Genomic DNA, 12,696 nt, shown 5'->3' on the forward strand with positions numbered 1-12,696 from the left:
TATCATTTCAAAAATCATTGTATTTTTGGCGGGTAATCCACTAAAAGGTTTATCCTATTCTAAAAAATACAAATTGGCCCACGAACATCAGCTCATTCTCGATTTCTTAAAATCTACCAACCAATCAATTTTTCTTACCGGGAAAGCTGGAACTGGTAAAACAACATTACTCAAACACATAAAAGAAACAACAACAAAAAACTACGCCGTGGTTGCGCCAACAGCTGTGGCCGCGATAAATGCAGGCGGCGTAACGCTCCACTCCTTTTTTCAGATTCCATTTGGCCCAATTATCCCGAACAATTCTGCAGAGCCGATAAAATACGCTTCAGAAAAAATAAAATTGCTTAAGTGCCTTGAATTATTAATTATCGATGAAATTAGTATGGTGAGGGCAGATGTGCTGGATTTTATTGATATAGCACTAAGAAATGTCAAATCATCACAGCTGCCTTTCGGTGGCGTACAAGTATTGATGATTGGCGATTTATATCAACTATCTCCAGTTGCACACGATGCCTGGCATATTTTAAAAGCCCATTACACCAGTCCTTACTTCTTCGATAGCCATGTTATCCAGGCAAACAGGCTTACAACATTTCAGCTCGATAAAGTCTACAGACAATCGGACCCGACTTTTCTCGAAATTTTAAACGGAATCAGAGAAAATAATCTCCCGGAAAACTTATTAAAGGAGCTGAACAAGCGATATGAAGTAAGTTTGGAACATATTAAAACTGAGGAGTACATTACGCTAACCACTCATAATAAGTTGGTTACAGAGATTAATCAGCAATATTTAGAGAAGCTGGATGCCGAACTCCATCAGTTTAGCGCTAAAATTACTGGCGAATTTCCGAAAGATGCTTACCCGGTGGATGAAGTTCTGGAGTTAAAAGTTGGCGCCAGAGTTATGTTTGTTAAGAATGATTCGTCTGGGAAAAAACTTTACTACAATGGCAAATCAGCGCTAATTACCGAGATAACAACCGATGGCATTAAGGTGAAATTTAATGATGAAAATAGCCCGCTAAATGTTGAACGTGAAGAATGGCAAAACATTAGATACAACTTAAACGCCGCTGACAATAAAATTCAGGAGGTAAATACTGGTTCTTTTTCACAATATCCTTTTAAGCTGGCCTGGGCAATAACGGTTCATAAAAGCCAGGGATTAACTTTCGATAAGGCGATTGTTGATGTTAGCTCGTCATTTACGCATGGGCAGGCTTACGTAGCATTGAGCCGTTGCCGAAGTCTGGAAGGCTTGATTTTAAAATCGCCCATCAGCCTAAATAACGTAATTACTGATGAGCGGGTAATTAAATTTACCAGATCGGCCGTTATTTCCAAGCCAGATGCATTAGCACTGGAAAACGCGACAAAGAATTATGAGTGGACTTTGATTCATGATTTGCTTGATTTTACTGCAATCGAAAAAAACTGGTTGGCGTTAAAAAAATCAAGCTTTGGAAACAACCCAGGTAATGCTGCTTTCCAAGAAATCATTAGCAGGTTGGAATCAGTTATCGAACGTGAAATAATTAGTGTTGCCGGGAAATTTATTAAAAAAGAGTTTGCTAACCTATCAAAACTGAGAGCGGTAAAAGATGAAGCTGAATTTATGGAGAGATTAATCAAGGCTTCAAACTATTTTATTCCGAGGCTGGAACTGACATTGACAGAGGCAGATAAATTTAATGAGCTTAATATTTATATTGATGAAAAGGCGGAAAAAATACTGAGCAGAATAAGTGATTTGATAAATGATTTATCCCTGAAATTAACTTTATTTAAGTTGCGATGGGAAGATTTTGACACCTCTGAATTTACAAAAGCCTACCATAAAGCGGGCAGCAGATATGAGCCTGTTCAAACCGGACGAAAACCAAAAATCGTTATCGAACCCAAAGAAATCGCAAATTTGCAGTTGTTTAACAACCTGCTAAAGATAAGAAAAACCATTAGCGAGCAGAGAAATGTTCCCGAACACAACGTTCTTTCTGAACAGGCCATTTTATTAATCGCAGCGAAATTACCTAAAACAACCGATCAGCTTGCTGCAATAAAAGGCGTTGGTATTGGAAATGCAGTTGAAATTGGCAGCGAAATTCTAAAATCAGTTAATGGTTACCTTGGAACGAGCGAACTTTTTTAAAACAAAAAACCTTTGAACAAAATGCTCAAAGGTTTGTAATTATTAGGAAATCAATATGTTTTAGAAAGCATCAAACCACAGCTTTGTTGTTAATAAATCTGCACCCTGACTGGCAACAGCATTTTTATAACTCGTACCGTTTAAAGATTGTTCGGTACCTGGATAAATAAACCTTACTGGGATTTGTCCGTTTAACACTGTATTTGCAGAGGCGTTTAACTGCGGGTAATCTAACCGCCGGCGCTCAGCCCATGCTTCTAAACCCTGACCAAAAAGCGCTATCCACTTCTGTTCGCCAATAGATTTTTTATAGTTAGCAACATCATATTGCACCGACGGTTGCGAAGTATAAGCTGCCGCGGCTACATCAGAAATATTATATTGTTTTAACGATGCTTTGATGGCTTGCTGATACAAATCTGCCGGGTTTTCCGTTGTAAATCCTCTTGCCGCTGCCTCTGCCCTATCAAAAAGTAATTCCGAATAGCTAAAAATTACAGCAGGCGCTTGTGGGGTTAAGAAGTATGCTCCAGGTTTTGATGTCTTCGCGAAACCTAAGATACTTGCTTCGGAGTTTGTTAAGCCATTCGGCACGCCGACATATTGTTCGGGCGTGGCCGTTTGAGTTTTACTCGCATAAACGGGAAGCCTTGGATCGCTAAGTGCAAATAATTTATCTACAATTGTTTTACTTATGCGATAATCATCTCTGGTTTCAAACAATGCACTAACTGGATTTTGTTGTGGCGAAGTTAAATAATTCAATTGTGCGTTGTCTGTATTATCACTGATAAACAAATCCCCGTCTGCCTTAATTTCATCTAAAACCGATTTTGCTTTTGCGGGCTCCTTGTCGGCAATCCTCAACGCAATGCGAAGTCGTAATGAGTTAGCAAATTTTTTCCACCTGGTGATATTTCCATTGTAGATAACATCGCCGCCAACAGCTTTTCCTGCAGGATCTAAAACATTTTTTGCGTTTTTTAAATCGTCCAGCAAACCGAAGTACACATCTTTTTGCTTATCATATGCGGGCGTTATAAACTGGCTTATTTTTCCGGCTTGCGAGTATGGTACATCCCCGTAAGCATCTGTTAATAACAAAAACACCCACGAACGCAAAACAAGCGCAACACCTTTATAATTAGGGTTTGCCTGTGCATCGCCCAACTCGATTATTTTGTTAAAAGCAGTAATGCTTTGCGAATAACCGGTAGACCAAAGCGAAGTAAAACTGCTGTTTGAAAATATAAAGCGATCTTCTTCCGTATATTGAATTTTAGACCAATGCTGAACAAACAGCAGGCTCGAATTCATGGTATTTGCCGTGCTCCAGTAAGCATCTGCGGTATTTTTTATTGCGCCAGTTAAGAGATAATCGGGCTGGGCATTTTCAGTTGCATTTGGGTTGATATTCACTTCATCCAACTCCTTACTACAAGATGAAATGGCAAAAGCGAAAATCGCCAATATATAAATTCTATAGTTTTTCATTTTCTTAAGAGTTAAAATTTAATGTTTAGGTTTAGTCCGTAACTGCGTGTGGTTGGGTTAGAAAGGCTTTCCAAGCCTTGGCCATTACCTGTGTTAAACGCTACTTCAGGGTCTATATCCTCAACATTTTTATGGATAATCCAAAGGTTTCGGCCGACAAGTGATACCGAAACGCCTTGCAGATTTAAAGGCTTTAACCATTTTGTTGGCAGGTTGTAACTCAGTTTTACCTCACGAAGTTTTACATAAGACGCATCGAAAATATTGGCTTCATCTATCGTTCTGAACGATTTATAATATTGTTGTGCAGGCAGTATTTTTTCATTTTTCTTACCATCAGCGCTCACGCCATCAAAAATAATACCGTCGTCGTAAACGGTTACGCCCGCCGGCGCAGTTCCCGTAAGCCGAACGGTTCCATTTGCTTTAACATTGCCAGGGTAATAATAGGAAATGCCACCATATTCTGCGGCCCTTCCAGGCAAGGTAGAGGCCAAAACGCCCGTATATGTTCCGGTAGCATATGTTCCGTTGTAAATTGATCCTCCAAAACTGGCATCAACCAAAACACCTAAGCTGAAAGCCTTGTAGCTAAAAGTATTGTAAATCCCACCAATCCAGTCGGGCGTATATTTTCCCAAAACCCTTTTGGTTGGATCGGCTTGTGGTGCTCCGGTTGCGTTTACAACGATATTTCCATTCGCATCTCTTAAAAAAGCATTTCCGTAAAGTGTTCCATAGGGTTGGCCAACAGCCGCGATAACCTGTGCCGAGTTAGAGGCAATTACATAATTCTGCAACAATCCGGCTGCATCCAACTCAACAACTTTACTCCGGTTTGCGGCATAATTTACATCGATATCCCATGTAAATTGCTTTTTAACGGGTGTTAGCCCCAACTGAACCTCAATCCCTTTGTTGTTAATTTTACCTGCATTTAAAAGTTTAGAACGAAACCCGGTTGCAGGACTAACATCAACACTTAAAATCTGGTCATAGCTATTTGTGTTGTATAAACTCAAATCTAAGCGTACTCTTTTCTTGAAAAACACCGCTTCGGCGCCTAGTTCGGTTGAGGTTGTTGTTTCGGGTTTGAGGTCTGGATTTAAATCCGTCGCAGAAGTTGTAAGTTGAGGACTTGAACCAAACGGTGCGCCAAAAACGTAGGTATTTACCGAGCGGTAAGGGTCGGCATCTTTACCAACCTTAGACCAGCCACCGCGAATTTTCGCATAATCTAAAAATGCGCCCTTAATATCGAAAGCCTCCGTAAGCACCAAACTTCCGTTAAAAGAAGGATAAAAGTAAGAACGGTTTTGAGCGGCCAATGTAGACGACCAATCGTTACGGGCGGTTATGTTGGCGAAAAGGTAGTTTCTAAATCCAACCTGTGCTGAGGCGTAAACGCTGTATGACTTTAGTTTGCTATAATTATTCGACGAAATTAACGGATCGCGGGAGTTGCTGAGCGAATACAAACCTGCAACAGCCAATCTTGGTGCGCTCTGGTCGTTTTGCTCTATGTATCGCGAGCGAATGTTACTTCCCAGCAAGCCTTCCAGAGAAAAATCAGAATTTAACTGCTTGTTTAAATTTAATGTGGCGTCGGTATTGTTCTCGTTTACGGTAAAACCATTTTCTGTATAGGAACCAAATGGCGTTCCGTTTGTACCATAAGCAACTCTAATTTTGCGTCTGTCGTTATAATAATCGGTACCTGAACGAAAATTAAATTCCAGTCCGTCGATAATTTTATAGTTTAAACCAAGACTCCCAATTAATCGGTTTCTGGCTTGCGAAACCGTATTTTCATATGCAACCCAATACGGATTGCTGTAGTAACTATTGTTCCAGTTAAAAGTATTACCATTTTCATCAAGGTAATTTTTTAGTTGATTGATGTCTACCTGGCGGCCAAACCAGGTAAACTGCAACATAGTACTCGTAGATCTGGAGCCGCCGGTTCCCGGAAGGTTATCGGCAGAAAGTTTGCTGTAATTGGCATTTGCCGTAATACTTAATTTTGGTGTTAACTTTAAGGTTGTATTTAAGGAGAAGTTGTTTTTCCCCTGACCGGAATTTGGAATTACACCAACCTGTTTAAGGTTATTATACGAAAGGCGATAATCGAATTTTTCGGAAGCATCAGCTATCGCGATGCCATTATTTAGTGCATAGCCGGTTTCAAAAAAATCTCTAACGTTATCAGGATGCGCCTCGAATGGCACTGCAACGCCTTTAGAAAAAAACTGGGGAATTAACTGTCCGTTAAGTTTTGGCCCCCAACTTTCGTCAACGCCGTCATTTACGCCTCCGCCCTTTCCATCAACATAACTAAACTTACCTTCAGAGCCCTGGCCAAATGCATTTTGATAATTTGGCAATGTTGCAATTGTTTCAATTACAGCGTTTGAGTTAAGTGTAATTCCGATTCCCTTTTTCGATTTTCCGGTTTTCGTCTTTATCAAGATAACACCTGCAGCGGCCCTTGAGCCATAAAGTGCTGCAGCATTAGGTCCTTTTAACACACTTATCGACTCGATGTTGTCGGCGTTTATATCCGAAATCGCATTTGCATAATCTCTGGCACCGCCTGAATTTAGCTGGGAATTATCAACCGGAACACCATCAACAACGAACAGTGGCTGGTTATTCCCCGAAATTGAGGTTTCACCACGAATGACTACTCTTGAGGAACCCATATCGCCCTGACTGTTTGTTACCCGCACACCAGCAACTTTTCCTGCGAGGGCGTTAACTAAATTTGATTCTTTTGCTTCTGCTAAATCCTGGCCTTTCAATTCCTGAACGGCATAACCTAATGATTTTTTTTGCCTGGAAATACCAAGCGCAGTTACCACAACTTCATCAAGTGCATTCTCACTGGCTTGAAGTGTTATGGAGAGTTGACCAGCATTCTTATTTACCTGTACCTCTTGGGTTTGGAAGCCAATGTAGGAGAAAACTAAAGTATTTTTATCGGCTGCGCTGATGGAGAAATTTCCCTTCACATCAGTAGCAACCACCGCCTTGGTTTCTTTAACCAAAACAGATACACCAGGAATACTTTCACCATCGGCCGACCTAACCGTTCCGGTTACATTTAAATTTTGAGCCAGAAGCTTTTGTGATAAAAAGAGCAGCAGTATTGTAATAGGGAGTTTAAATTTTTTAAACATAAAAGTTAATTAATGATTGATTAAAAAGAGTAAAAATTGGGCAAAGCAATTCCACGATGGTTAAAAACCTCCTTTTTTTTATGTTTAAAACATAAGATTTGGATGCCTCTTAGAAGCCTGAAAACACTTAAATATTTACAGGCATACACATTCGGAAAAACCGGCAGTGCATAAAATAACGTGAATGGTTAAGATTTTTTTCGTTTGTTTTTTCCATGTGATTGATTTTTTGTGAAAACAACTTATCAAAAAAGCTTCTCGAAAGAAAGCACTTCGTAAATCAGATCGCTCCACATAAATCGTAGAAAAAGCATTATACTGACTTAACTACCCGGCTAAATTGCCGGATGGAATTAGCACCATTTCTATTTTACCAGACGGTTGCTAAGGCTTCAAAGGGCCATTCCCTCCACCTTTCTTGATAAGTAATTTTAAAATAACTTCGGCAAAGATATAACTAATTATATTTACTCTATAGTTTTTATAGATTTTTTTATAAATATTTTTTCTTTGAAAAATACATGGGTATATTTGTCGACCGATTTAGTAGATTAAGTTGTCCCAAATGAAAAAAAAGATATTATATATTGCTTTAGCAATTGCCACAGTAAATTTCTCAGCCGTGTATGCTCAAACAAGTTTGGCATCTAGCGAAACAAAAACCAATAGAAAAAATAGTAAACAACCAGCAGCCTTTGCCGCAGAAGGTAACTGGCGGGGCGTGTTTAAAATAAAAGAAGGTCTTGAAATACCTTTCAATTTTGAAATTACGGAGCAAGCCGGTGTAAAAAAAATGTATTTCCGCAATGCCGAAGAGCGTTTTGAAGGCGGAACTGTAGTACAAAACGGAGATTCCATTTTTGTTAAGTTGGATCAGTTTGATAACGAGCTTGCTTTAGGTATAGAAAACAACAAGCTGAGTGGAATTTTGAGAAAACAAAACGGTTCTGCCCGGGCTACACAGGTTTTTGCAGAAAAGAAAAACTACCGCTTCGATACAAATGGAAAGGCCGCAGCAGCAGATTTTTCGGGCAGTTACGACGTTGTTTTTAAATCTCCGGATGGAAAAGAAGAAAAAACCGTTGGTCTGTTTAAGCAAACCGGAAATAAGCTAACCGGAACATTTTTAAGAATAACCGGCGATTCTCGCTATCTGGAAGGTGTTGTAGAAGGAAATGATTTTCAGTTATCAAGTTTTATTGGCTCCTCGCCTTCTTATTACAAAGGAACATTTAATCAAAACGGAACGCTAAACGGTGAGATTTTAGGTTTGAGAGGTTCACAGCCTTTTACAGGAATCAAAAATAAGGATGCAGCGCTTCCGGATGCTTACAAACTTACCTACCTAAAAGATGGTTATAAAACGCTCGATTTTTCTTTGCCAGATGTGAATGGAAAGAAAATTTCCTTAAAAGACGAGAAATACAAAAACAAGGTTGTTGTACTAACCATTACAGGCAGCTGGTGCCCGAATTGTATCGACGAAGCTGGTTTTATTGCACCATGGTATAAAGAAAATAAGAAGCGTGGCGTTGAGGTAATTGCTTTACACTATGAAAGACAGACTGATACCGACTATGTAAAAAAGGCACTTACCAATTTCAGAAACAGGTTTGGCATCGAGTATGATCAGGTTATTGCTGGCAAGGCCGATAAGCAGGCCGTGGCAGAATCATTACCAGCGCTGAATTCTTTCTTATCTTTCCCTACAACAATTATTATTGACAAAGCCGGAAATGTTGCGCAAATACATACCGGTTATAACGGACCAGCAACGGGAAAATATTACGATGAGTTTGTTAAAGAGTTTAACGAGGAAATAAATAGCCTGTTGGCAAAATAAAAATAGTGTTTACAAAGCAAAGGCATTTCAAATTGAAATGCCTTTGCTTTGTATTTATAACTTAAACTATCCTCGTGAAATTGATGTTAACCTTTGCTTTGCAAGCCCTGCCTCGCCATTTTAATGATTTCTCGGCTTGCTCTAAAAATGACGGTTCAAGTTTAATCCAATTAAATTTTTAGGCAAGATGGTGATGTAAATCCTCGATTTTTTCACAGCCAACCTGGTCCATTACCTGCTTCAGTTGCGTTTTTAAAATGCCAATGGTGTGGCTGCCACCATCGTGTCCTAAAGCGCCAACGCCGTACATAAAGGTACGGCCAAGAAACGTAAAATCGGCACCTGCTGCAATCGTTCGGGCAACATCCGGACCAGAACGAATTCCGCTATCCATCATTACTGTTAATTTATCTCTAAATTTAGGTGCTATCTGTGTAAGTGGTTTAATCGCCGATTGACCAGCATCGAGTTGTCTGCCTCCATGATTGGAAACAATAATTCCATCTAGTCCTAACTGTACAGCCATCTGCGCATCTTCCTCTGTGGCCACGCCTTTTAAAACTAATTTACCTTTCCATTTATCTCGAATCGTAGAAATTCTTTCTGCATTTAACCTGCCCGAAAAAGTTTTGTTCATATAAAGCCCCAGCTGTTTCATATTCAAACCTTTTGGCATATATGGCTTCATTGTTTCGAAAGCGGGTTGTCCGTGAAAGAGCGTTCGTAAAGCCCACTCAGGTCGGCCACAGATTTGCAGCATATTTCTAAGCGACATTTTCGGCGGCATAGCCAATCCGTTTCGGATGTCGCGGGGCCGAAAACCAAAACTTGGAACATCGCAAAGAATAACAAGTACCTTACAACCCGAAGCTTCTGCCCTATCAATAATATCGTCTTTAATTACATTTTCTGCAGGATGATACAACTGATACCAGGCATTTCCTTGTGTAATTTCCATAATGCGCTCGATAGAGGACGTGCTAACCGTGCTTAAGATGAATGGAATGTTGTGTTCAAAAGCAGCTTTTGCTAAAATTTCTGGTGCATTAGGCCAAATTAGTCCTTGCAAACCAACCGGCGCAATACCGAATGGCGCATCGTAAGTATGCCCGAAAAGGTTAGTTTTTAAAGAGGTTTCTTTAAAGTTTCTGATGTAAAACGGCAGTAATTCCAAAGCCCTGATTTCATCAGTATTGCGAAATAAGTTAACATCCTCGTTGCAACCGCCATCGAGGTATTCGAAAGCAAATCTTGGAATTTTAGATTTAGCTTTGTTTCTCAAATCATCAATCGATGGATAATTAGCATTATATTTCCAGCTCATTTGTGTTTATTTTAGAATTGCATACTGCGTTGTATCGCAGAATAATATTTTAATTGAATAATATCGCTTGGGGGCGGGTTTTTATTCCAGGAATCGTGAATAGATAAGGCCGTTCCGATTGCTGTTGCCTGAGAAACTGAAGAAGCATAAACCTCGATGTCAGGAATTGACGTGGCGAGAAGGTGCATATAAATTGCATTTTTACCAAAACCACCATCCACAAAAATTCTTTTAACGCCTTGATTAAGAACAAGTTTTAAGGAGTATATCTGCTGCTTCACCAAATCGAAAATTAACTGATGATAAGCTTCCTCGGCAGTTTGAAATGTATTGAGATCTCTTTCTACAAAAGCCGATTGCTCTGAAAATTCTGTCTGCGGAGTCTGATTTTCAGGGATTTTGTTTGCCAGCCGCAATATCATCCCCGGATTAAACTGCAAATGTTTAAACAAATAAGCAGCTCGGTCAAAGTGTTCGGCGATGCGTTTTAATTGTATTTCGTGTTCATAACCGGCAAAAATTCTCGATGCTTTTACCGCTTTTCCTTTAAAATGCATGTAACAAAGGCAATCCTGTTTCAGTTCTTTTTCAGTTAAAACTTGCTGATTGAAGGGGTTTAAACTTATGCACCAGGTTCCGGTAGAAAGCAAAATAAACGGGACGGAAAAATTTGCCAGATATGGTATCAAAGCTGCCGAACTATCGTGCAAACCAACTCCAACCTGAAAATCGCGGTCCGCATATTTCGCATCCATGACCGCATCGGCAGGCGTATAAATTCCAAATTTTGCTGTCAATCCTTCATCCTCAACCCATTTGTGATACTCGTTTTTACCAAAATCCCAAAGCTGGGTATGGCAACCAATGCTGGTGATATCTGCTACTGCTTTTCCGGTGATGAGAAAGCTTAAATATTGCGGCAAGTGCAAAGCAAACTTAACCTTCGCAAAAATTTCGGGTTTTTCTTTCTTAAGGCGATACAATTGCATTCCCGAATTTAAACTGCCTAAAATCGGAGAAGCAGTTTCTAACGAAATCTTCGCTTCGCCTCCATATTTGGAATAAAACTCGGTTTTTAAGTCTTCAGGATAAGCTTTTAGATAGTTATAAAGTGGTGTTAAAGGCATGCCATCTTCATCAAGATAAACGAAACTGGCGCCGTAGGTTGAAAAACTTATGGCTTTTACCTCATATTCCTTCAACTGCATAACCTGATTTAAAGAATCGAAAACAGATGAACGGAGACTTTCAAGATTTTCGCAAGCTTCGCCATCTTCATCTTTAGTTTCTACAAAACGAGCCGAACGCTCATACACGATGTTATAATTTTCATCGATCAGAAACAGTTTTTTGTTTGTTTTTCCTACATCAAATATCGCAGCTACGGCTTTTGGCATTTTTTCCTCCCTAATTATAAACCAGTTGCAACTGTATCCAAGCCACGGGCTTTAACCAAATTGTGGCGAACATCAAGCTCGCGATATAAATTAATCGGCGATAAGGCGGCATTCGCTCTTAACCTTGCCTCGGCAATCAATGGGCGCAAATCGCTACGAAATGTATTCTGTAAAATTTCCTGAGCTTTGGCAACATCATTATTCTCCTGCGCAGCATTTAGTGCTTTTCTATCAACCAACAATGCCTGGGCATAAGCAATCATAATTGCTTCTACAGATTGCAACAAATCTTCCAATGGATCTTTAACATTGTGTGAAGCGTCTATCATCCAGCCCAAATCTTTCGCATGGTTCATTCCTTTCGCGTCCATGCCTTCAACCAATTCATTAAAAATCAGGAAAAGTTGGTAAGGTTTAATGCTTCCTGCCGTTAGGTCATCATCTCCATATTTAGAATCATTGAAGTGGAAACCACCAAGCTTGCCTTCCATTAAAAGCAACGCCACAATTTGTTCAATATTTGCATTTGGTAAGTGGTGACCTAAATCTACCAAAGTGAAGGCCTTTTTTCCAAGTTTAGATGCGTAGAGGAGCGATTGCCCCCAATCCCCTACCGTGGTTGAATAAAAATTAGGTTCGAAAGCCTTATATTCTACAAACATTTTCCAATCTTCTGGCAATGCCGAATAAATTTCCTGCAAACTCTCCAAGGTGTTTTCAAAAGCCTTACGAAAATTGAGTTGACCCGGAAAGCATGAACCATCAGCGAGCCAAACCGTTAATGCATCAGAACCTAAAGCAATGCCCTGTTTAATTACTTCAACATTGTGCTCTATGGCTTGCCTTCTTATTTCTTTATTTACGTTCTGTAGTGAACCGAATTTGTAACTGTGTGTGCTTCCCGACTGGTCTTGAAAAGTGTTCGAGTTCATGGCATCGAATTTTAGGCCGTAGCCTGATGCCAGTTTTCTCAGAGACTCCGCATTTTGCGGAATATCCCAGGGAATGTGTAAGGAGATTGCGCCACTTCCGCCATTTAAGGCATGAAGCAATCCAACATCTTCAATTTTTTCTTCAATGGTTCTGGGCTCACCGCCTGTTATTGCAAAACGCCCAAAGCGGGTTCCTCCGGTGCCCAAAGCCCAACTTGGGATGGCAATCTGAAAATCGACAAGTTTTTGAATAACATTTTCTAAATCAACGTGAGACCATTCTTCTTTCAAAAAACTAAGCTTACGCTGATGAGAAGTTAGATGGGCGTCGTTATGTTGCTCTATTTGATGCTGCTCGATATTCATGAA

Annotated in this window: 7 protein-coding genes and 1 riboswitch; of the genes, 2 read left to right on the forward strand and 5 right to left on the reverse strand. The window is 39.9% G+C overall.

Annotated features, from left to right (window positions below; translation table 11 throughout):
- The first annotated feature begins 25 nt into the window (after positions 1–25).
- The gene (locus AC0IWT_RS06875; protein WP_471796562.1) at positions 26–2,158 is read left to right on the forward strand and encodes an AAA family ATPase; all 2,133 of its coding nucleotides are present in this window, start codon (positions 26–28) and stop codon (positions 2,156–2,158) included.
- A 60-nt stretch (positions 2,159–2,218) separates the two neighbouring features.
- Here AC0IWT_RS06875 and AC0IWT_RS06880 read toward each other — a convergent pair whose 3' ends face one another.
- Together AC0IWT_RS06880 and AC0IWT_RS06885 are read right to left on the reverse strand one after the other, a co-directional pair.
- The gene (locus tag AC0IWT_RS06880; RefSeq protein WP_471796563.1) at positions 2,219–3,652 is read right to left on the reverse strand and encodes a SusD/RagB family nutrient-binding outer membrane lipoprotein; all 1,434 of its coding nucleotides are present in this window, start codon (positions 3,650–3,652) and stop codon (positions 2,219–2,221) included.
- Between the two features lie 11 nt (positions 3,653–3,663).
- Positions 3,664–6,831, reverse strand: coding sequence for a SusC/RagA family TonB-linked outer membrane protein (locus tag AC0IWT_RS06885; RefSeq protein WP_471796564.1), 3,168 nt, complete (start codon positions 6,829–6,831; stop codon positions 3,664–3,666).
- Between the two features lie 320 nt (positions 6,832–7,151).
- Positions 7,152–7,259: riboswitch (SAM riboswitch) on the reverse strand.
- 137 nt (positions 7,260–7,396) lie between these two features.
- Here AC0IWT_RS06885 and AC0IWT_RS06890 point away from each other — a divergent pair.
- A complete protein-coding gene (locus AC0IWT_RS06890; protein ID WP_471796565.1) occupies positions 7,397–8,674 on the forward strand; it encodes a peroxiredoxin family protein in 1,278 nt (425 codons plus the stop codon).
- A 178-nt stretch (positions 8,675–8,852) separates the two neighbouring features.
- On the opposite strand, the gene AC0IWT_RS06895 is transcribed toward AC0IWT_RS06890, so the two are convergent.
- The 3 genes from AC0IWT_RS06895 to AC0IWT_RS06905 are packed head-to-tail and all read right to left on the reverse strand — an operon-like array spanning position 8,853 to position 12,693.
- Positions 8,853–9,998: an alpha-hydroxy acid oxidase gene (locus AC0IWT_RS06895; RefSeq protein ID WP_471796566.1), complete on the reverse strand. Its 1,146-nt coding sequence runs from the start codon at positions 9,996–9,998 to the stop codon at positions 8,853–8,855.
- Positions 9,999–10,009: 11 nt separating this feature from the next.
- Positions 10,010–11,395, reverse strand: coding sequence for an FGGY-family carbohydrate kinase (locus AC0IWT_RS06900; protein ID WP_471796567.1), 1,386 nt, complete (start codon positions 11,393–11,395; stop codon positions 10,010–10,012).
- Positions 11,396–11,409: 14 nt separating this feature from the next.
- The gene (locus AC0IWT_RS06905; protein ID WP_471796568.1) at positions 11,410–12,693 is read right to left on the reverse strand and encodes a sugar isomerase; all 1,284 of its coding nucleotides are present in this window, start codon (positions 12,691–12,693) and stop codon (positions 11,410–11,412) included.
- Positions 12,694–12,696 lie beyond the last annotated feature (3 nt).

Source organism: Pedobacter sp. AC464, from assembly GCF_979253075.1.